At 71.0% G+C, this 20,650-nt stretch carries 20 protein-coding genes; 7 read left to right on the top strand and 13 right to left on the bottom strand.

Annotated elements, in window-relative coordinates; genetic code table 11:
- Positions 1-28 precede the first annotated feature (28 nt).
- The 4 genes from ABZ855_RS14805 to ABZ855_RS14790 are packed head-to-tail and all read left to right on the top strand — an operon-like array spanning position 29 to position 4,195.
- A complete protein-coding gene (locus ABZ855_RS14805; protein WP_360806508.1) occupies positions 29-796 on the top strand; it encodes a DNA-binding response regulator in 768 nt (255 codons plus the stop codon).
- 16 nt (positions 797-812) lie between these two features.
- On the top strand, positions 813-1,178 hold the full coding sequence (locus tag ABZ855_RS14800) for a hypothetical protein (RefSeq protein WP_360806505.1): 366 nt from the start codon (positions 813-815) through the stop codon (positions 1,176-1,178).
- 24 nt (positions 1,179-1,202) lie between these two features.
- Positions 1,203-2,984: a cation acetate symporter gene (locus tag ABZ855_RS14795; RefSeq protein WP_360806502.1), complete on the top strand. Its 1,782-nt coding sequence runs from the start codon at positions 1,203-1,205 to the stop codon at positions 2,982-2,984.
- A complete protein-coding gene (locus tag ABZ855_RS14790) occupies positions 2,981-4,195 on the top strand; it encodes a histidine kinase (protein ID WP_360806499.1) in 1,215 nt (404 codons plus the stop codon). The genes ABZ855_RS14795 and ABZ855_RS14790 overlap by 4 nt, the downstream gene beginning before the upstream one ends.
- Before the next feature lie 51 nt (positions 4,196-4,246).
- Here the strand turns inward: ABZ855_RS14790 and ABZ855_RS14785 are convergent, their stop codons facing one another.
- The 7 genes from ABZ855_RS14785 to ABZ855_RS14755 form a co-directional block, all read right to left on the bottom strand.
- The gene (locus ABZ855_RS14785) at positions 4,247-4,417 is read right to left on the bottom strand and encodes a hypothetical protein (protein WP_107090993.1); all 171 of its coding nucleotides are present in this window, start codon (positions 4,415-4,417) and stop codon (positions 4,247-4,249) included.
- A gap of 13 nt (positions 4,418-4,430) precedes the next feature.
- Positions 4,431-6,275, bottom strand: a complete 1,845-nt coding sequence (locus ABZ855_RS14780) for a protein kinase (RefSeq protein ID WP_360806495.1) — start codon at positions 6,273-6,275, stop codon at positions 4,431-4,433.
- A gap of 81 nt (positions 6,276-6,356) precedes the next feature.
- Positions 6,357-7,673 (bottom strand): PASTA domain-containing protein, encoded by a 1,317-nt coding sequence (locus ABZ855_RS14775; protein ID WP_360806492.1) that lies wholly within the window; start codon positions 7,671-7,673, stop codon positions 6,357-6,359.
- Between the two features lie 117 nt (positions 7,674-7,790).
- A complete protein-coding gene (locus ABZ855_RS14770) occupies positions 7,791-8,741 on the bottom strand; it encodes a cytochrome c oxidase assembly protein (RefSeq protein ID WP_360806489.1) in 951 nt (316 codons plus the stop codon).
- 116 nt (positions 8,742-8,857) lie between these two features.
- On the bottom strand, positions 8,858-9,883 hold the full coding sequence (locus ABZ855_RS14765) for a 6-phosphofructokinase (protein ID WP_360806486.1): 1,026 nt from the start codon (positions 9,881-9,883) through the stop codon (positions 8,858-8,860).
- Between the two features lie 212 nt (positions 9,884-10,095).
- Positions 10,096-10,827 (bottom strand): glutamine amidotransferase, encoded by a 732-nt coding sequence (locus ABZ855_RS14760; protein WP_319203794.1) that lies wholly within the window; start codon positions 10,825-10,827, stop codon positions 10,096-10,098.
- Between the two features lie 36 nt (positions 10,828-10,863).
- Positions 10,864-12,102 carry a MurT ligase domain-containing protein gene (locus tag ABZ855_RS14755; RefSeq protein WP_360806482.1) on the bottom strand — a complete coding sequence of 413 codons (1,239 nt, stop codon included), beginning with the start codon at positions 12,100-12,102 and terminating at the stop codon, positions 10,864-10,866.
- 147 nt (positions 12,103-12,249) lie between these two features.
- Between ABZ855_RS14755 and def the strand changes: the two genes are divergently transcribed.
- On the top strand, positions 12,250-12,795 hold the full coding sequence (def, locus tag ABZ855_RS14750) for a peptide deformylase (protein ID WP_360806479.1): 546 nt from the start codon (positions 12,250-12,252) through the stop codon (positions 12,793-12,795).
- Positions 12,796-12,852: 57 nt separating this feature from the next.
- Here def and ABZ855_RS14745 read toward each other — a convergent pair whose 3' ends face one another.
- Complete coding sequence (locus ABZ855_RS14745; protein ID WP_319203787.1) at positions 12,853-13,497, bottom strand: TetR family transcriptional regulator; 645 nt, start codon at positions 13,495-13,497, stop codon at positions 12,853-12,855.
- Positions 13,498-13,667: 170 nt separating this feature from the next.
- Between ABZ855_RS14745 and ABZ855_RS14740 the strand changes: the two genes are divergently transcribed.
- On the top strand, positions 13,668-14,894 hold the full coding sequence (locus ABZ855_RS14740; RefSeq protein WP_360806475.1) for an acyl-CoA dehydrogenase family protein: 1,227 nt from the start codon (positions 13,668-13,670) through the stop codon (positions 14,892-14,894).
- Between the two features lie 78 nt (positions 14,895-14,972).
- Here the strand turns inward: ABZ855_RS14740 and ABZ855_RS14735 are convergent, their stop codons facing one another.
- The 5 genes from ABZ855_RS14735 to ABZ855_RS14715 all read right to left on the bottom strand — a co-directional run bounded on the left by ABZ855_RS14735 (position 14,973) and on the right by ABZ855_RS14715 (position 19,870).
- Positions 14,973-15,206 (bottom strand): DUF6213 family protein, encoded by a 234-nt coding sequence (locus tag ABZ855_RS14735; protein ID WP_360806472.1) that lies wholly within the window; start codon positions 15,204-15,206, stop codon positions 14,973-14,975.
- 25 nt (positions 15,207-15,231) lie between these two features.
- Positions 15,232-16,626 carry an NADP-dependent succinic semialdehyde dehydrogenase gene (locus ABZ855_RS14730; RefSeq protein WP_360806469.1) on the bottom strand — a complete coding sequence of 465 codons (1,395 nt, stop codon included), beginning with the start codon at positions 16,624-16,626 and terminating at the stop codon, positions 15,232-15,234.
- Between the two features lie 89 nt (positions 16,627-16,715).
- On the bottom strand, positions 16,716-17,192 hold the full coding sequence (locus ABZ855_RS14725; RefSeq protein WP_360806926.1) for an NUDIX domain-containing protein: 477 nt from the start codon (positions 17,190-17,192) through the stop codon (positions 16,716-16,718).
- 20 nt (positions 17,193-17,212) lie between these two features.
- Entirely contained in the window at positions 17,213-18,751 is a 1,539-nt protein-coding gene (locus tag ABZ855_RS14720) for an ATP-dependent DNA ligase (protein WP_360806466.1), read from the bottom strand.
- Positions 18,752-18,898: 147 nt separating this feature from the next.
- A complete protein-coding gene (locus tag ABZ855_RS14715; RefSeq protein ID WP_360806463.1) occupies positions 18,899-19,870 on the bottom strand; it encodes an NAD(P)/FAD-dependent oxidoreductase in 972 nt (323 codons plus the stop codon).
- 77 nt (positions 19,871-19,947) lie between these two features.
- Between ABZ855_RS14715 and ABZ855_RS14710 the strand changes: the two genes are divergently transcribed.
- A complete protein-coding gene (locus ABZ855_RS14710; protein ID WP_360806460.1) occupies positions 19,948-20,556 on the top strand; it encodes an XRE family transcriptional regulator in 609 nt (202 codons plus the stop codon).
- The last annotated feature ends 94 nt before the right edge of the window (positions 20,557-20,650 follow it).

Below are 20,650 nucleotides of genomic sequence, written 5' to 3'. Positions count from 1 at the left end.
GTACGAATTCCACCTACACTCCACCTTCATGCTGCGCGCCCTCGCCGTCGACGACGAACGCCCCTCCCTGGAGGAGCTGCTGTATCTGCTGCACGCGGACCCACGCATCGACAGCGCCGAGGGAGCGGGCGACGCGACCGAGGCCCTGCGCCGCATCAACCGCGCCCTGCAGTCGGGACCCGGCGGACCCGAGGCCATCGACGTCGTGTTCCTCGACATCCATCTGCCCGGCCTCGACGGCCTCGACCTGGCCCGGCTCCTCACCGGGTTCGCCAAGCCGCCGCTCGTCGTGTTCGTCACCGCCCACGAGGACTTCGCCGTCCAGGCCTTCGACCTCAAGGCCGTCGACTACGTACTGAAACCCGTACGCAAGGAACGCCTCGCCGAGGCCGTCCGCAGGGCCGCCGAACTCCGCGACAACACCCCGCCCCTCCCCGCACCCATACCGGTGCACGAACCCGACCCCGACCACATACCCGTCGAACTCGGCGGGGTGACCCGCTTCGTCGCCGTCGACGACATCACCCACGTCGAGGCCCAGGGCGACTACGCCCGTCTGCACACCGACCGGGGCAGCCACCTCGTCCGCATCCCGCTCTCCACCCTCGAGGAGCGCTGGCGCGCCCGCGGGTTCGTCCGCATCCACCGCCGCCATCTCGTCGCCCTGCGCCACATCGGCGAACTCCGCCTCGACGCGGGCACCGTGAGCGTCCTGGTCGGCGCCGAGGAGCTCCAGGTCAGCCGACGCCACGCCCGGGAGCTGCGGGACCTGCTGATGCGCCGGCCCGCGAGCTGAGAGGCAGAGCCCGCCCGTGCCCCAGGACCCCGCCGAGCGCCGCGTCGTCGTCACCGGACCGCCCCGACGCGCCCGCCGTACCTCCGGCTACTACCGGCCGCGCACCGAGATCGACGAACAGACCACCCTCGGCCACACCTACGTCCGCTCCCTGATGCGGTCCCAACTCCGCGCCGCCCTCGTGGTGTTCGCGGTACTCGCCCTGCTCGTCGCCCCGCTGCCGCTGCTCTTCGCCGCGATGCCCGACGCCCACCACCTGGAGTGGCTGATCCTCGGCTTCGGCCTCTACGCGCCGCTGGTGCTGCTCGCCCGCTGGTACGTACGGCGCGCCGAACGCAACGAGCGGGACTTCGTCCGGCTGGTCGAGGACCAGGACCGCTGACGCCATGAACGGGAACAGTCCCCTGTGAACGAGAACTACGCCGTCCCGGCCGTCGCCCTCGTCGTCGTGGCGACGGTCTTCGTCGGCGCGTTCGGCCTGCGCATCTCCCGCACCACCTCCGACTTCTACGTCGCCTCCCGCACCGTCGGCCCCCGCCTCAACGCCACCGCCATCAGCGGCGAGTACCTCTCCGCCGCCTCCTTCCTCGGCATCGCGGGCCTCGTCCTCGTCCAGGGCCCCGACATGCTCTGGTACCCCGTCGGCTACACCGCCGGCTACCTCCTGCTGCTCCTCTTCGTCGCGGCCCCGCTGCGCCGCTCCGGCGCCTACACACTCCCCGACTTCGCCGAGGCCCGCCTCGCCTCCCAGGCCGTACGACGACTCGCCGGAGCCTTCGTCGTCGGCGTCGGCTGGCTCTATCTGCTGCCCCAACTCCAGGGCGCAGGCCTGACGTTGGCGGTCCTGACCGACGCGCCCGACTGGGTCGGCGGAGTCATCGTCGCCGTCGTCGTGGTCGCCACCGTCGCCGCGGGCGGCATGCGCAGCATCACCTTCGTCCAGGCCTTCCAGTACTGGCTGAAGCTCACCGCGCTGCTCGTCCCGGCCCTCTTCCTCGCCCTCGCCTGGCAGGGCGACGGCGCTCCGCGCCACGCCTTCGACGAACCCGCCACCTTCCGCGAACAGCGCGTCGTCCGGGTCGGGGACGGCCTCGACCTGAAACTGAAGGCCCCGCTCACCGTCACCGTGACCGGCACGGTCGACGGCCGCCCGCACACGGACCAGGTCCTCCGACTCCCCGCCGGCACCCACCACATCGACCGCGGCACCCGCCTCACCTTCGCCAAGGGCGCCGCCGTCCCCCAGGCCGACCGCGGCACCAACGGAGGCATGTCGACCTCCCTCGCCGAAGGCCGCGAGGAACGCCCGCTGTACGCCACGTACGGCCTGATCCTCGCCACGTTCCTCGGCACCATGGGCCTGCCGCACGTCGTGGTCCGCTTCTACACCAGCCCGCACGGCGTCGCCGCCCGCCGCACCACCGTCGCCGTACTCGCCCTCATCGGCGCCTTCTACCTCCTCCCGCCCGTCTACGGCGCCCTGGGCCGCCTCTACGCCCCCGAACTGGCCCTCACCGCCGACGCCGACGCCGCCGTCCTCCTGCTGCCCGACCGCATGATCGGCGGCCTCGGCGGCGACCTGCTGGGCGCACTGGTGGCCGGCGGTGCCTTCGCCGCGTTCCTGTCCACCGCGTCCGGGCTCACCATGGCCGTCGCCGGCGTCCTCACCCAGGACGTCCTGCCCTCGCGCGGCGTACGGCACTTCCGCCTCGGTACGGTCATCGCCATGGCCGTACCGCTCGCCGCCAGCGTCATCGTCGGCGGACTCCCGGTCGCCGACGCCGTCGGGCTCGCCTTCGCCGTCTCCGCGTCGTCCTTCTGCCCGCTGCTCGTCCTCGGCATCTGGTGGCGCCGCCTGACCCCGCCGGGGGCCGCCGCCGGGATGCTGGTCGGCGGGGGCTCCGCGCTCCTCGCCGTGGCCGCCACGATGGCGGGCTTCCCGGGCACGGGCGCCCTGCACGCCCTGCTCGCCTGGCCCGCCCTGTGGTCGGTACCCCTCGGCTTCCTCACCATGGTCCTGGTGTCCCTGGCCACCCCGACCCGCGTCCCCGCCGGTACGGCGGCCATCCTGGCCCGCTTCCACCTGCCGGAGGAACTGTCCGGGGCGCACGGCGGCCACGGCGGTCACACGGGCCACACCGGCCACGGTCCCGCAGGGGGCTCCCGTACGGAGGTGACCCGGACATGAGCGGATTCCTCGCCGGACTCTGCGTGGCCATCCTGCCGCTGCTGGCCGCCGGATTCTGGCTCGGCCGCCGCGCGGCCCGCCCCGAACGCCTCGGCGGCCTCGGCACCCCCGTCGAGCACGCCACCTTCGAGACCCTGCACACCGCCTCCCTGGCGGCGCCCCCGCTGCGCGCGGGCCTCACCGAGGAGACCGCCGGACGCTCGGCCGGGCGCCTGCGCACCCTGCTCGGCACGGACGCCCTCTGCCTCACCGACCAGGAGTCGGTCCTCGTCTGGGACGGCGTCGGCGAACACCACCGCGCCGAGATCATGGAACGCCTCGCCGGCCCCCTGGAAACCGGGCGCGGCGAAGCCTTCCGGCTCACCTGCGACGCCCCGGACTGCCCCCTGCGCTGGGCCGTCGTGGCCCCCCTCACCGTCGACGACCGCGTCCACGGCGCCCTCGTCGCATGCGCGCCCCGAGAGTCAGCGGTCCTCGTCCGAGCCGCCGGAGAGGTCGCGAGGTGGGTCTCCGTCCAACTGGAGTTGGCGGACCTGGACCAGTCCCGCACCCGCCTCATCGAGGCCGAGATCAAGGCACTTCGCGCCCAGATCTCCCCGCACTTCATCTTCAACTCGCTCGCGGTGATCGCCTCGTTCGTGCGCACCGACCCGGAGCGCGCCCGCGAACTGCTCCTGGAATTCGCCGACTTCACCCGCTACTCGTTCCGCAGGCACGGCGACTTCACCACCCTGGCCGACGAACTCCACGCCATCGACCACTACTTGGCCCTCGTCCGGGCCCGCTTCGGCGACCGCCTCTCGGTCACCCTCCAGATCGCCCCCGAGGTGCTCCCGGTCGCGCTCCCCTTCCTCTGCCTCCAGCCCCTCGTGGAGAACGCCGTCAAACACGGCCTGGAGGGCAAGGGAGCCCTGGCCGGCAAGAGCCACATCAGCATCACCGCGCAGGACGCGGGCGCCGAGGCCCTGGTCGTCATCGAGGACGACGGCGTCGGCATGGACCCGGTACTGCTCCGCCGTATCCTCGCCGGCGAGATCAGCCCGTCCGGCGGCATCGGCCTCTCGAACGTGGACGACCGACTCCGCCAGGTCTACGGAGACGACCACGGCCTCGTCATCGAGACCGCGCTCGGTGCGGGCATGAAAATCACCGCCCGGCTGCCGAAATACCAGCCGGGCGTGCACTCCGCGGGCCGCCTCTTCGAGAACTGACCGGGCCCGGCCACTGGGCCATTCAGGTGAACCGGGGCCCGGACCGGGAGATCAGGTGGGACGGGTGACGACCATCCCGAGCGTGATCAGGCCCAGCACCACCCAGCCGAACCACAGCCAGCCGTTGCTGCCGAGCGCCACCGTGTAGGCCGTCACCACGACGAGCCCGCCTACGGTGAGCACCCCCATGGTCTTCGTGGAACCGTTCGTGGAACCGGGCATCGCAACACCCTCCTCATGGCTCTTCTCCCTCCATGGTGCCCCCGTTCTGCCTCGAAACAGTGCAGACGACCAAATGCGTTCCGGAGTCCCACGCTCCACGACTCGTCCAGGACCCGGCCCGGTAGACCGACGGATCGAAGCCGTAGTCGGCCGGCGGCACGTCCCTCGCACAGGCGGTGTCCGACATGTCCCGCGCCTTCTCGAAGGGCACGCGGGCGTCCAGCCTCGTGAACCCGAGGACCTGCTCGTCGTGCGGCTCGGTACAGGCGACCAGCCGTGCCTCCCGCCCGGACGGCGACCGCAGACAGTCCCGCCTCTGCATGGAGGCCGTGTCCCCGAAGGACTGCCCCGGCTCACGGAACGGCCCGAGCGGCCCGTACACCGGCCCGTGCGCGCCGAGCAGCAGACAGGCCGTACGCCCCCGGGCCGTCTCGAACCCGTCCTCGGCCGGCACGACGGCGTATCCGCGTACGTCGGCCAGCTTCTCCCGCAGATCCCGGGTCAGTTCCTCGCACTGGGCGGGCCCCTGGACCCGTGCCTCGGCGACCGACCCGGCGTCCACGACCGCCAGCACCTGCCCGTCCGGGGAGGCGTCCCGACAGGTCGGGTCCACGGTCAGCCGGGGCGCCCCCTTGAAGCGCGTACCGCCGGGCCAGTCGGCGATCACACAGTCGCCCTCCGCCAGCGGCTCGGCGAGACCGACAGGCCCGCCGTATGGCTTCCCCATGGCCTGCGCGGCGCCGCCCGGCGGGTCGCCCAGCGTGAACCAGACCCCGACACCGGCCAGGGCGACCCCGAGCAGAGCGCCCAGCGCGGCGGGGAGGGCCCGGCGACGAGCGGAGGGCGGCGGCACGAGCCTCATGTCCGGTTCTGTGTGCGGTTCCCTGGGCGGGGCCGGTGGCGCCTCCCCGGACCCGTACAGCAGCTCCGGCGCACCCCACGGCGGTAAGGACTCCGGGTCCGTCCTGACGCGTTCGTACGGGTCGGCCTGGGGCGTGACGATCAGGTCCAGGGCCGCCTCCACCCGGGCCGCCGTGATCCGCTGGGCGGGGTCCTTCGTGAGCATCGCCTCCAGGACCGGTCCCAGCGCGCCCGCCCGCTCCGGCTTCCGGGGTTCCTCCATGATCACGGCGGTGATCTCCGCGAGCGGGGTGTCCCGTTCGAACGGTCCGACGCCCTCGACGGCGTAGTAGAGCGTGCAGCCCAGCGAGAACAGGTCGGCGGCGGCGGTCGGCGGCCCGCCGGTGGCCCGCTCGGGCGCCAGATACCCCGCCGTGCCGACCAGCGTGGACGTCAGCGTGTAGCGGGGCTCGGCCGCGTCCGGCTGCACCGAGATGCCGTAGTCGGCGAGCAGGATCCGGGCGTGCGGTGTTCCGGCGCGGTCCGGCGCCAGCAGGATGTTCGCGGGCTTCACGTCCCGGTGCATGATGCCCTGCTCGTGTCCGGCGGTCAGCGCGTCCAGGACGGCGAGGCCGATCCGGGCGCACTCGGCCGGTGCGAGGGGGCCGCGCATGGCGATCAGGTCGCGCAGGTCGAGGGCGCCCGCCACGTACTCCATGACGATCCAGGGCAGGCCCTCGTGCTCGAGTACGTCGAGCACGGTCACCACGTTGGGGTTGCCGCGCAACACCGCCGCGTGGCGGGCCTCGGCGCGGGCCCGGGCGACCCGGGCGGTGCGTTCCGCGGTGGGCTCGGTGGGGTCGCGGAACGCGATCTCCTTGAGGGCGACCTCGCAGGCGAGTCGCTGGTCGTGGGCGAGCCATACGTGGCCCATGGCGCCGCTGCCGAGTTGGTTGAGCAGGAGGTAGCGGCCGGCGATTACCCGGCCTACTCCTGAGGTGGGGGAGCCTGAGGGCATGCGGTGACCTCCGCGGGCGTTTTGTCGGGTGCGGGTCGGTGGGGGCTGGTCGCGCAGTTCCCCGCGCCCCTATAGGGCGCGTTACGAACCCGGCGTTTCCGAGGTCGGCGTAGTTGTAGGGGATGGCGGAGGTGGGTTGCTTGGGTCGGGGGGTGCGCTTGGTGTGTCACTCGGCGTTGGTGGAGGTGGGTCCGGGGAGGGTGCCTCGCTTGTGGGCTCTGATGTAGGCGGCGTGGGCTCGTCGCTGGACGGAGGTGGGGACGAGGGAGATACCGAGGGCTCGGTCGTCTCGGGGGACGGGGTGTCGGACTCGGGCACCGGCGGCGGCGCCGAGGTCGGCCTGGTAGCCGGCGGCGACTCCGACTCCGACTCCGACTCCGATTCCGAGGTCGGCGTCGACGGTGGCCTCATGTCCGGCCCGGAGGGAGTCGCGCCGCCGCCGGTTCCTCCGCCGGTGCCGTCGTCGGGGGAGCCCGACTCGATGTGCACGCTGAGCGTGACGTACGAGCCGAACGGGAGCGCCGCGCCGGGGGCCGGGTCCGAACCGGTGACGGTGGCGTCGGACGGGGGGAGCCCGGCGGTGTCGTACGCCGTCGCCAGGCCCAGGTTCGTCAGACGGCTGCTCGCGGCACCGAAGGTCGTTCCGGCGAGGCGAGGCACCTGATGCCGCTCGCGCGTGTCGAAGACCTGGTCGGCCTCGCCCTCGGTGCCGGGCCGGCGGTAGATGCCCCGCTCCGGATCGTCGACGTCGACGAGCGCGAACCGGTCGACCTTGCCTGGTGCGGGACGTACCAGCACGACCTCGTCGGCGTCGTAGTCCCGCCACTTCTCGTTGCCGTCCTCGAACTGGACGGAAATACGGTCCGTGGCGCCCTGGAACGGCTTCAGCGGATTTCCGCATGAACACTTCACGGCGGGAACTCCCGCCTCATCGACGAGTACCGCGATTCCGGCCTGGAGCAGCGCGTCGTACGGGACCGCTTTTTCCTTCTTGTAGTCGTGGTTCTTCACGAGGGTGTCGTGGCGCAGGAGAACAGGTGTGAGCCGGTCGAGATAGGCGGGAATCCCGCTCTGCTGAATATCGACCACACGTGCCCATTCCTGGGCCTTCCTGTTGTTGTCGGGGTCGGTGAGGAATTGCCTCAGCCGGGCGACGTCACAGACCGTCGGCTTCGTCGTGCCCCCGTACAGCCCGGGCGTGCTGCCCCGCTGCAGGCTGCTGCCGTGCGCGGGCCGTGAACGGACCTGGGCGTCATGGCCGAGGCCGCTGCTCTCGTCGAAGAACGGCGCGAGGGAGGCCACTCCCGAGGCGACCGCCCTCACCACCGTCGGCGGCGCCTCTCTTTCGCAACTACTGACGAACAGAACGCCCAGAACGCACAACAGTGCGACGAACATTCGCCGAAGCCCGAGTTTCCTGAAAGCACGAAGTGTCATACCGCTCCCCCCGGCGGATACATCACGTCCATGCTACTGAATGAAAAAGTGTTTCAGGTGACGGGAATAAAAGTTGATTCAGCGCCCACGTGCGTTCAGTGAGGCCAAATAGGCGTTGTACGCCTCGAGTTCCTTGTCGCCGTCGCGGTCGGCGGCCCGGTCCCGCCGCTTGGCCTGCCGCTGCTCGGAGCCGTACCACTGGAAGAGCAGCGTCAGCAGGACGAGCACGGTCGGGATCTCGCTGAACGCCCAGGCGATCCCGCCGGCCGCGTTCTGGTCGGAGAGCGCGTCGATGCCGAGCGAGGCGGGCGGGTTCTTGTACGAGTCGACCATCGGCGTCGACGCCATCATCAGCGCGATCCCGAAGAACGCGTGGAACGGCATGCCCGCGAACAGTTCCAGCATCCGCATCAGATAGCCGGGCCGGTTCGGGCCCGGGTCGACGCCCATGATCGGCCAGAAGAAGATCAGTCCGACGGCGAGGAAGTGACACATCATCGTGATGTGCCCGGCCTTCGACTCCATCAGGAAGTCGAAGATCGGCGTGAAGTACAGCGCGTAGAGACTGGCGATGAACAGCGGGATGGTGAACGCCGCATGCGTGATGACGCGCATGTACCGGCTGTGCAGCAGCGCGAGCAGCAGCTCACGCGGCCCCTTCCGGCCCCGGCCCGCGACCGGCAGCGCCCGCAGCGCGAGAGTGATGGGTGCGCCGAGCAGGATGAGGATCGGGGAGACCATGCTGATCACCATGTGCTGCACCATGTGCACGCTGAACATGACCATGCCGTAGTCGTTGAGCCTGGTGCACATGACGAGCATGACGGTCAGCACGCCGAGCACGAAGGAGACGGTCCGCCCGACCGGCCACGAGTCCCCGCGCCGGGTCAGCCGTACGACCCCCCACGCATACAGGGCGAGCCCGACAAGACAGGCGACCAGAAAGAACGGATCGGCGGACCACCCGAGCCCCCGCCCCAAGGTGAAGGGCGGAAGATCCATGGTCATACCGTGCCCGCTGTGCTCCATCCCCCAAGAGTAGAACCGCCCCCGTTCACGCTTGGAATCGGGGGCGACCTACAGGGGCGCGGGGAACTGCGCGACAAGCCACGAAGCACCCGCACCCGACGAACAACCGTCAATGGCTAAAGCACACACTCAGCCTCTGCATACCGAGCCTCAGGAACAGTCTTGAGCGTCTCGACGGCCTCGGCCAAGGACACCATCACGATGTCCGTCCCGCGAAGCGCCGTCATCCGCCCGAACTCCCCCCGATGCACAGCCTCCACCGCATGCCACCCGAACCGGGTAGCCAGCACCCGGTCGTACGCCGTGGGCGTCCCACCCCGCTGCACATGCCCCAGAATCACCGGCCGCGCCTCCTTCCCGAGCCGCTCCTCCAGCTCCAGGGAGAGCTGCCGGGCGATCCCGGCGAAGCGCTCATGGCCGTACACGTCCTTGCCGCCCTCGTCGAACTCCATCGAGCCCTCGCGCGGCTTCGCGCCCTCCGCGGCGACGACGATCGCGAACCGCTTGCCCGCGGCGAAGCGTTCGCCGACCCGCGCCGCCAACTCGTCGATGTCGAAGGGGCGTTCGGGGACGACGATGGCGTGGGCGCCCGCGGCCATGCCGGAGTGCAGCGCGATCCAGCCGGTGTGGCGGCCCATGACCTCGACGATCAGGACGCGCTGATGGGACTCGGCGGTGGTCTTCAGCCGGTCCAGGGCCTCGGTGGAGACCCCGACGGCCGTGTCGAAGCCGAAGGTGACGTCCGTGACCGCGATGTCGTTGTCGATGGTCTTCGGTACGCCCACTATCGGCAGGCCGTTGTCGGACAGCAGCCGGGCCGCCTTGAGCGTGCCCTCGCCGCCGATCGGGATGATCGCGTCGAGCCCGAGCTCGGCGACATGGCCCTTGGCGCGCTCAACGCCGTCCCGCAGATGCTCGGGGCGGACCCGGGAGGAGCCGAGGATGGTGCCGCCGCGAGCGAGAATGCCGCTCACCGCGTCGAGGTCGAGCTTCAGGTAGTCGCACTCCAGGAGGCCCTTCCAGCCGTCCCGGAAGCCGATGACCTCGTCACCGTGGTCCACTACGGCGCGGTGCACGACGGACCGGATGACGGCGTTCAGGCCGGGGCAGTCGCCGCCGGACGTCAGGACACCAATGCGCATCGCCCGTAAACCTTCTCCACGTGGGCCAAGGCCGGACAGCGCTGTCCGGCTCGATCCCCGCCACCATACCGGCGGCGGGGACCTGGGCCGTAGCACCCGTCCGCGTGCTGGACACCCGCGCTCACCTGTGCGGATGCCCCGTCAGACGGGCCGGTGTCGCTGACGCGCACGGCAGGTGTACAGGTCGCGGCGGGAGCGGGGGTGCGCGCAGGTCAGGCGGGCTGCTGCTGCGCCGAGGTGATCCGCTCGTTGCGCAGCGCCTCGTACCAGCGGTCGTCGGTCGGCGGCAGCGCGTTGACGTCGAGGGCCAGCTTCAGCAGCAGGTCCGCGATCAGCGGGTTGCGGGCGAGCACGGGCCCGTGCATGTACGTACCGAAGACGGTGTCGTTGTACGCGCCCTCCGTGCCGTCCCCCGTGCCGTTGCCGTTGCCGAGCCGCACCTTCGCGAACGGGCGGGCGGTGGGGCCGAGGTGGGTGACACCCTGGTGGTTCTCGAAGCCGGTCAGCGGAGGCAGACCGAGGCGCGCGTCGATGTCCCCGAGTACGTCGCCCACGCAGCGCTCGCCCTCGCCGCGCACGGAGACCACGTCGAGGAGCCCGAGGCCGGGCTCGCGCTGACCGAGGTCGTTGATGAACTCGTGGCCGAGGATCTGGTACCCGGCGCACACGGAGAACACGATGGCGCCGTTGCCGACGGCCCGGTGCAGACCGCCGTCGCGGCGCAGCCGCTCGGCCGCGAGCCGCTGCGGCCGGTCCTCGCCGCCGCCGATCAGATAGATGTCGCCGGAGGTGGGGATCGGCTGGTCGCTGCGCACGTCGAGCCGTGCCACGTCGAGGCCGCGCTGCCGGGCCCGGCGTTCCACGACGAGCGCGTTGCCCTGGTCGCCGTACGTGCTGAGCAGGTCCGGGTAGATCCACACCAGACGCAGCTGGTTGTCGCTCATGAAGTGATCGTCCTCAGTGGTCGTTGGCGGCAGCGGTCAGTTGCCGACGCGGCGGCGCAGATCCTGGAATGCGGTGTAGTTCGCGATGACCTCGATCCGGCCGGGCGGCGCCATCTGCACGGCCTGGTCGGCGTTCTCGCACACCTGGAAGTGCTGGTTGGCCACCTCGAGGCGCACCGCGAGGTCCAGCTTGCGGTCGCCGATGACGAAGATCGGGTGCCCGGTGAGCTGCGTGTAGTCGACGTCCCACAGCCACGAGGTGTCGGTGCCGTCGGCGCCCCGCGCGTTGACCGAGAGGATGACCGGGGTCGGCGGCGGGTCGATCAGGGAGAACGTCTCCAGCCAGCCGGCCGGGTTCTTGGCGAGCAGCAGTCGCAAATCGCGCTGCATGAACTGCACGACGTCGTACCGTCCGGCCACGGCCTGCACCTGGTACATGCGCTCCAGGCCGACCTGCGGCGGTACGCCGAACACGGCGGCGACAGCGGCGGAGGCGGCGGCGTTGGACTTGTTGGCGCGTCCGGGCAGCTGGAGGTGGATCGGCCAGGCGGACCCGTGGGGGTCGAGCACATGGTCGCCGGACAGGGCCCAACTCGGCGTCGGGCGGCGGAAGCCGCACTGACCGCAGAACCAGTCGTCACCGGGGCGCTGCATCACGCCACCGCAGGACGGGCAGGACCAGGCGTCGTCCTTCCACATCTGGCCGGCGGCGACCCAGATCACGTTGGGGGAGGAGGAAGCGGCCCACACGATCAGCGGGTCGTCGGCGTTGGCGACGACCACGGCCTTCGAACCGGCGAGCCCCTCACGCCAGTTCTCGGCGAGCATGCGGGTCTCGGCGGCGCGGTCGAGCTGGTCGCGGGAGAGGTTGAGGAGCGCGATGCACTTGGGGTCGGTGTCCCTGGCGACACCGGCGAGGTACTTCTCGTCGACCTCGATGACCCCGAACTTGGCGTCCGAACCGCCCGCGAGCGCCGAGGTGATGCCCGCGGGCATGTTGGCGCCGAGCGCGTTCGACACGACCGGCCCGGCGGCCCGCAGGGCCTCCGCGATGAGCCGTGTGGTCGTGGTCTTGCCGTTGGTCGCCGAGACGAGGATCACGTCGAGGTTCTGCGCGAGCCGGGCGAGGAGATCGGGGTCGAGTTTGAGGGCTACCTTGCCGCCGATCACCGACCCGCTGCCGCGCCCTGCCGCACGCGATGCCGCCGCGACGGCCTTGCCGGCCGTCACCGCCAGCTTGGCCCGCGGAGTGAGCGGGTCCGAGTTGCCTGCCATCAGATCTCGATCCTCCTTGCGTACGCGCCGCGCCTCTGCCTCCGGCCACGTGGTGTGGACCTCAGCCTATCGAGATCCGTTTACCGGATCCGCATCGCGGCACCACCACGGCACCCGCGCGACATGGGTGACCGTACCCTTGCGGCCATGCGACAAGGCTCCATCCCGGGCACCCGAGGGCGCGTCCGCCCCCTGACACTGCTCGGCGACCCGGTTCTGCACACCCCCTGCGCGGAAGTCTCACACTTCGACGCCGAACTGGCGCGGCTCGTAGAGGACATGTTCGCAACGATGTACGCCGCCCGGGGCGTGGGCCTGGCCGCGAACCAGATCGGCCGCCCCCTGAGGGTCTTCGTCTACGACTGCCCCGACGACGAGGACGTCCGCCACATCGGCCACGTGGTCAACCCCCGCCTGGTTCGGGCCGAGGGCCTGGTCCTGCGGGGCCCCGAGGGCTGCCTGTCCCTCCCGGGCCTGGAGGCGGGCACGGAACGCCACGACGAGGCGGCGGTCGAGGGCTTCACGGTGACGGGCGCCCCGGTGCGGATCGAAGGCACGGGCTTCTTCGCCCGCTGCCTCCAACACGAGATGGACCACTTGGAGGGCACAACATACGCGGACCGAGTAACGGGCTGGCGCCACAAGAGACTCATGCGACAAACAACCCGAGCCGCTTGGCACCGGGGACTTTAAGGGGCGCGGGGAACTGCGCGACCAGCCCCCACCGGCCGGCAGCCGACACACAACCCCTCAGAACCCGGGCCCACCCACGCGATCCCCGGCCGCAGCCAACCGCCCCCACAACAAGTCAGCCAAACTCCGCACCAACTCGGCCCGGGAACAGGGCTGTTCCCCCAACCACCAGTCCCCGGCCGCATGCATCATCCCGACTATCCCGTGCCCCCACACCCGAGCCAACTGCTGACTCCCGGGACCAAGATCCAGCCGATCCTCGATCACCTGGGCCAACTCCTCGCCCATCAGCCGCAGCAACGGCAACGAGTGCTTCCGCACATCGAACCCGGGATCGCCGGGCGACACCGCGTCTGCGGGGTGCATCAGGAACCGGTACACCTGGGGCCGCGCCTCGATCGCCGCGAGGTAGGTGTCCAGGGTGGCCTCGACCCGCTCCCGCCGCTCCGCCGGAGCGTCCAGCGCGGCCCGCAGGGAGTCGAGCAGGGCGTCCGTGTGCCGCTTGGCCAGGGCGGCGTAGAGTCCGCCCTTGTCACCGAAGTGGCGGTAGAGGATCGGTTTGGTGATGCCGGCCTCGGCGGCGATGGCGTTCATCGAGGCGCCGGGGCCGTCGCGCAGCACGACCCGGTCCGCGGCCTCCAGCAGCTCGCGCCGGCGGCGGTCGGCGGACCGCTGCTGATCGTTCTGCTGCGTGGTGTCCATGGTTTCTCCCCACCCGTGCTGATTTCGGTGACGCTTGCGCAAACTAGCACTGATCGGCTCATGCTCATCGAACGGGCTACCGATCGGTGTCCGGGAGTTGACTTTTCCTACCGACGAGTAACAGACTCCAGTTACCGTAGGTAACATGCTAGTGCAGCGATGGAGGGGTCATGGCCGAATTCACCATGGAGCTCAACGACGAACAGAAAGAGGTCCGCGACTGGCTCCACGGGTTCGCCGCCGATGTGATCCGGCCCGCCGCCGCCGAGTGGGACGAGCGCGAGGAGACCCCCTGGCCGGTCATCCAGGAGGCCGCGAAGGTCGGCATCTACTCGCTGGACTTCTACGCCCAGCAGTACTTCGACCCCACCGGACTCGGCATCCCGATGGCCATGGAGGAACTCTTCTGGGGTGACGCCGGCATCGCCCTGTCCATCGTCGGCACCGGCCTCGCCGCCGTGGGCGTCCTCGCCAACGGCACCGAGGAGCAGGTCGGCACCTGGATCCCCCAGATGTACGGCGACGCCAACGATGTCAAGGTCGCCGCCTTCTGCTCCTCCGAGCCCGACGCCGGCTCCGACGTCGCCTCCATGCGCACGCGTGCCGTGTACGACGAGGCCAAGGACGAATGGGTCCTCAACGGTACGAAGACCTGGGCGACCAACGGTGGCATCGCCAACGTCCACGTGGTCGTCGCCGTGGTCGACGCGGAGCTGGGCTCGAAGGGTCATGCCTCGTTCATCGTCCCGCCGAACACGCCCGGCCTGTCCCAGGGCCAGAAGTTCAAGAAGCACGGCATCCGCGCCTCGCACACCGCCGAGGTCGTCCTCGAGAACGTGCGCGTTCCCGGCTCCTGCCTGCTCGGCGGCAAGCAGAAGCTCGACGAGCGCCTCGCCCGGGCCCACGAGCGGGCCAAGTCCGGCGGCGAGCGGGTGAAGAACGCGGCGATGGCCACGTTCGAGGCGAGCCGGCCGGCCGTCGCCGCGATGGCCGTCGGCACCGCCCGGGCGGCGTACGAGGTCGCCCTCGACTACGCGCGCACCCGTGAGCAGTTCGGCCGCCCGATCATCGACAACCAGGGGGTCGCCTTCCAGCTCGCCGACATGCGTACGTCCATCGACGCGGCGCGGCTGCTGACGTGGCGGGCGTCGTGGATGGCGATCAACGGGAAGCCGTTCACGGCGGCGGAGGGGTCGATGTCGAAGCTGTTCGCGAGCGAGACGGCGAAGAAGGTGACGGGGCAGGCGATTCAGATACTCGGGGGGAACGGGTATACCCGGGAGTACCCGGTGGAGCGGATGCATCGGGATGCGGCGATTTATACGATCTTCGAGGGTACGAGTGAGATTCAGCGGTTGGTGATCGCGCGGACCCTGTCGGGGATGCCGATTCGGTAGTTCGTCGGCTGCGGGGCGGTGGGGGCTGGTCGCGCAGTTCCCCGCGCCCCTGAAAGCAGGTCGGTCAGCTGCCCCCTCTCACGATGTACTGCCGCTGCTGTGGGCGATGCAGGCCACGTCGATTCGGTCGGCCAGTTTGGCCAGTTCGATGGTGAGGGCGGCCACCGTGTCCTCGTCGAGGTCCTGGCCGGCCTCCACCAGATGCAGCCAGCGGCCGCCGACCGTGCGCAGCAGTTTGCTGACGTCGGAGGCGGCAACCTGCAACGTGCCGCGGTCGTCGACGATCAGAGGCAGAGTCACTTCGCGGTTCACAAGGGCGATCGTAGCCGCGGAACGCTCACGCTCCGTGCCATACCGTGGTGATGTTGCAGAACTCTCGGATTCCGTGTCCCGACAGCTCACGCCCGTATCCGGACCGCTTGACCCCGCCGAACGGGAACGCCGGGTGGGACGCGGTCATCCCGTTGACGAACACGCCGCCCGCCTCCAGATCCCGTGCGAGGCGGTCCACCTCGGCCTCGTCACGGGTCCACACGTTCGAACTGAGGCCGAAGGGCGTGTCGTTGGCGATCGCCAACGCCTCCTCCAGGTCGGCCACACGGTAGAGCGTCGCGACCGGGCCGAACGTCTCCTCCTGGTGGATGCGCATCTCGGGTGTCACGTCGGCGAGGACGGTCGGCGCGTAGTACCAGCCCCTGTCCATGAAACCCTCGGGACGTTCGCCACCGCACACGACCGTCGCGCCGCTCTCCACCGCCTCGTCGACCAGCGCCTCCAGGTCCGCGCGCCCCTGCTCACTGGCGAGCGGTCCGACCTCCGTGTCCTCGGCCAGCGGATCGCCGACCTTCAGCGCCGCCATGGCCGTCGAGAAGTGTTCGGTGAACGCGTCGAAGACGTCCGTGTGCACGATGAACCGCTTGGCGGCGATGCACGACTGCCCGTTGTTCTGCACACGCGCGGTGACCGCGACCTGCGCGGCCCGTTCGACGTCGGCGGACGGCAGGACGATGTACGGGTCGCTGCCGCCCAGCTCGAGCACCGTCCGCTTGATCTCGTCCCCGGCGACTGACGCCACCGCGCGCCCGGCGGGCTCGCTGCCGGTGAGCGTGGCCGCGCGTACCCGGGGGTCGCGCAGGATCTCCTCGACCGCGCCCGACCCGATCAGCAGCGTCTGGAAGCAGCCCTCGGGGTAACCCGCCCGCCGGAACAGGTCCTCCAGGTAGAGGGCGGTCTGCGGGACGTTCGAGGCGTGCTTGAGCAGGCCCACGTTGCCCGCCATCAGGGCCGGCGCGGCGAAGCGGATCACCTGCCAGAGCGGGAAGTTCCACGGCATCACCGCGAGCACCGGCCCCAGCGGCCGGTAACGGACCACGGCACGGGAGCCGCCCGAGTCCTTGACGTCGGCCTCGGCGGGCTTCTCGTCGGCGAGGAGTTCCTCGGCGTGGTCGGCGTACCAGCGCATCGCCTTCGCGCACTTCGCGGCCTCCGCGCGGGCCTGCTTGACCGGCTTGCCCATCTCGGTCGTCATGGTGCGGGCGATGTCGTCCCGGTCCTCGTCGAGCAGGCCGGCGGCCCGGCCCAACAGCCGGGCACGCTCGCCGAAGCCGGTCGTACGGTACGTACGGAAGGCCGCCTCGGCGGTCGCGAGCCTGCGTTCGATCTCCTCGCCGTTCATCGCCTCGTACGTCTTGAGCGTCTCGCCGTTCGCCGGGTTCACCGTCGCGATGGGCATGCCGTGCCTCCTGCTCGAGGGCTGTCCTTCGACCTTCCCGCGCGCCGACGGCCCCCGCAACGTGTACGCGGCCGGCCACCGGCACGGTCTCAGGGCCCCGAGTGCTCCGTCAGCCGGTCCAGAAACCCGCCCTGCGCCTTCACGATCACCGTTCGCGCCGCTTCGAGCCCGAACCACCGCACCTCGTCCAGTTCGGGAAACTCCCGTTCCTGTCCCGACCCCCGGGGCCACTCCATCCGGAAGGTGCCCGGCACCACGGTGGCCGGGTCGAGGTCCGCCTCGACCGCCCACGCCGTGACGAGCTTCCCGCCGGCCTGCCGGACCTCGCCCAGCGGTACGGCCTCGCCCTCGGGCGGCGCCAGCCCCAGTTCCTCCCGGAACTCGCGGCGCGCCGCGTCCCAGGCCGTCTCCCCGTCCCCGTACTCGCCCTTGGGAATCGTCCAGGCCCCGGCATCGCGGCGGGCGAAGAAGGGCCCGCCCATGTGGCCGAGGAGCACCTCCAGACCGTCGATCTCCTGACCGGGCGCGGCCCGGCGGAACAGCAGCAGGCCGGCGCTGCGGCGCACCCGCCCGGGCGGCCTCTCCGTCACCGGGTCGCCTCCGGGTGTGCGGCGAGCAGGGTCTCGACCGTGTCCGCCTCCTCCGGCGTCTTGTCCTCGCGATAGCGGAGGACGCGGGCGAAGCGGAGGGTGACCCCGGCCGGGTAGCGGGTGGACCGCTGGAGTCCGTCGTAGGCGATCTCGACGACCAGTTCGGGCCGTACGGTCACCACCCAGCCGTCGTCGGACACGGCCAGCTCCCGGAGCCGTTCGGTCTGCCAGGTCAGCATCGCGTCGGTCATGCCCTTGAAGGTCTTGCCGAGCATGGCGAAGGACCCGTCGGGGTTGCGCGCCGCGAGATGGAGGTTCGACAGCTTGCCGGTACGGCGTCCATGCCCCCATTCGGCCGCCAGCACCACCAGGTCGAGTGTGTGTACGGGCTTGACCTTCAGCCAGGCCGCACCGCGCCGGCCCGCGCTGTAGGCGGCGTCGAGGGCCTTGACGACGACGCCCTCGTGGCCGCGCTCGAGGGTGTCGGCGAGGAACCGCTCGGCGGCGGACAGATCGGCGGGACCGCCGGCCAGCAGACGCCGTACCCGCATCGGCTCGGGGACCAGGCGGGCCAGAGCCGTGTGCCGCTCGGCGAACGGCAGGTCGAGGAGGTCGTGGCCGTCGACCGACAGGGCGTCGAAGAAGACGGGCGACACGGGTGTCTCCCGGGCCGCCGTCGCCACGTCCACGCGCGAGCCGACGCGCCCGGCGGTCTCCTGGAAGGAACGCGGGCGCCCGGTCGCGTCGAGGGCGATCACCTCGCCGTCCAGGATGAACCGCTCGCCTCTCAACGTCCGTGCGGCGGTGGTCAGTTCGGGCAGTCTGTCGGTGATGTCGTCGAGCGTGCGGGTGTAGAGACGCACGTCGTCGCCGTCCCGGTGGACCTGGACCCGGATGCCGTCCAGTTTCTCCTCGACGGCACACGCGCCGAGCTTCTCGACAGCCTCCCGTACCGAGGAGGCGCTGTGCGCGAGCATCGGCAGGACGGGCCGGCCCACGGTGAGCCGGAAACGGGCGAGCGCGGTCGGTCCGTCGGCGAGCAGTGCCTGCGCGACGGGCTGGATGGCGCCGGCCAGCATCACCGCCCGCCGTACGTCCGCGGCCGGGGCCTCGGTGGCCGCCGCCAGGCCCTCCACGGCGACCGCGTCCAGGGCCCCCTGCCGTACCTCGCCGGTGATCAGCGCGAACAGGAACCGCTGCTCGTCCGCGGTGGCGGCCGCCAGCAACTCACCCACCAGGCGCCTGCGTTCGGCCTGCGAGCCGCCGCCGGTGACCGCGCCGATCGCGGTCAGCCGGGCGTCCACGTCGAGGACGGTGAGTGAGGGTTCGGCGGCGCCGGGGACCTGCTGGTCCAGCACCTTCCAGCCGATGCCGAGCCGGCCCTGCGGCAGACGCCCGGCGAGATAGGGGATGACGATCGGCACGTCGTCCGGGCCCGCGTCCCGGAACAGTTCGGCGAGCAGCGCGATCTTGCGTGACCGGGCCGAGGTGGCGGCGACTTCCTGGGACACGTGGGCGAGCCTGGTCAGAAGCATGCAGCCATGGTGCAACGGGGGTGGCGGATGCACACCCGGGGCTGCCACGACAGACCCCGTGCGGGGGTGCGTCCGCCGCCATGCATTCGCTGCTGGTCGAAACGGCACGACCAGCAGTACCCCAGCACCCCCGCACCGCCGCAGGCGCTACGTACCGGGCGACACCTCCGAGAACACCAGGTCCGCCACGATCGCCGTGGCCGCGCGGTAGCCGCCGCTCGCCGCGTTGATCACCTGTTCGCCGAAGCCGATCGCGTTCCCGGCCGCCCAGACGCCCGGCACGGTCGTCAGGCCCGTCGCGTCCACCTTCGGGTACGTGCCGAACGGGGTCTCCGTCAGTTCCGCGCCCAGGGATTCGAACAGGGCGTTGCGCGGGACGGGCCGGGGCGCGACGAACACCGTCTCCCGGGCATGCGTCGTGCCGTTCCTGAGGCGTACGCCGGTGACACGGCCGGCGTCCGACGTCAGGCACTCGACCTCGCCGGGGACGACCTTCACCCCTGCCCTCGCCAGCCCGCGCAGGGCCTCGTCGGTGAGTTCCTCCTCCGCGACCGTGTGCAGGAACAGCGTCACATCCTTCGACCACCGGGCGACCAGCATCGCCTGGTGCACGCTCGCCGGGGCCGAGGCCAGCACGCCGAATGCCCGGTCCCGCACCTCCCAGCCGTGGCAGAACGGACAGTGCAGCACGTCCCGTCCGAAGTGCTCGGCGACGCCCGGTACTTCGGGGAGTTCGTCGCGCAACCCTGTCGCGACGACCAGCCGTCGGGCCCGTACCCTCCGGTTCCCGCTCGCCAGGGTCAGCGTGAAGCCCTCGCCCCTGACGACGTCAACCACCCTGTCGACGACCAGCTCCACCCCGTACCGGGCGACCTCCTCACGCCCCACCGCCAGGAACTCGGCCGGCGACATGCCGTCGCGGGACAGATAGCCCTGCATATGTGCCGCCGGCGCGTTGCGCGGCTCGCCCGCGTCGACGACCAGTGTGCGGCAACGGGCCCGGCCGAGGACCAGCGCGGCCGACAGCCCGGCCGCGCCGCCTCCGATGACGACGACCTCGTACAGGTCGTCCGCGTACATGTCGTCCGCGTACGTGTCCGTCTCGTATTGCCCGGTCATGGTGACCACCTCCACCGCGAGCGTCGCTCCGGTCCTGCCGTATTGACAAACCCCTTTGCCGAAACTGCAATGGCGGCATGAATGCCACGAACGACGAGCCCGCCGCCGACCAGGTCCTCGCCGAGGTGGGCCCCCGTCTGCGACGGATCCGGAAGGAGCGGGGGGCGACCCTCGCCGGGCTTTCGGCCGCCACCGGTATCTCCGTCAGCACCCTGTCCCGGCTGGAGTCGGGGTTGCGCCGGCCCAGTCTCGAGTTGCTGCTGCCCATCGCGCGTGCGCACCGGGTCGCGCTCGACGAGCTGGTCGGGGCTCCGCCGGTCGACGATCCCCGGGTGCGGGCCAAGCCGATCGAACGGCATGGGCGGACGTATCTTCCGCTGACCCGGCAGCCGGGCGGGCTCCAGGCGTACAAGGTGATCCTCCCGGCCGGCAGCCAGGAGCCCGACCCGCGTACGCACGAGGGGTACGAGTGGGTGTACGTGCTCGCGGGGCGGCTGCGGCTCGTGCTCGGGGAGCACGACGTGGTGCTCGGGTCCGGAGAGGCCGCCGAGTTCGACACGCGCGTGCCGCACTGGTTCGGGTCGATGGGGGACGGGCCCGTGGAGTTCCTCAGCCTGTTCGGGCCGCAGGGGGAGCGGATGCATGTACGGGCGCGGCCCGCTCGTGCGAAGGGCGAGCGGTCGTGACGTACGCGACTGCCGACGACCGCTCCTCGACGGTTCCCTGATGTGCAAGCGACCGCTTAGTATGCGGTCGAGTCCGGTCAGGTGAACAAGCGAA

It is taken from the genome of Streptomyces sp. NPDC047042, from assembly GCF_040644035.1.
Taxonomy (GTDB): domain Bacteria; phylum Actinomycetota; class Actinomycetes; order Streptomycetales; family Streptomycetaceae; genus Streptomyces.
Note: the sequence above shows the minus strand (reverse complement) of the source record. Positions and strands in the feature narration are given on the sequence as shown.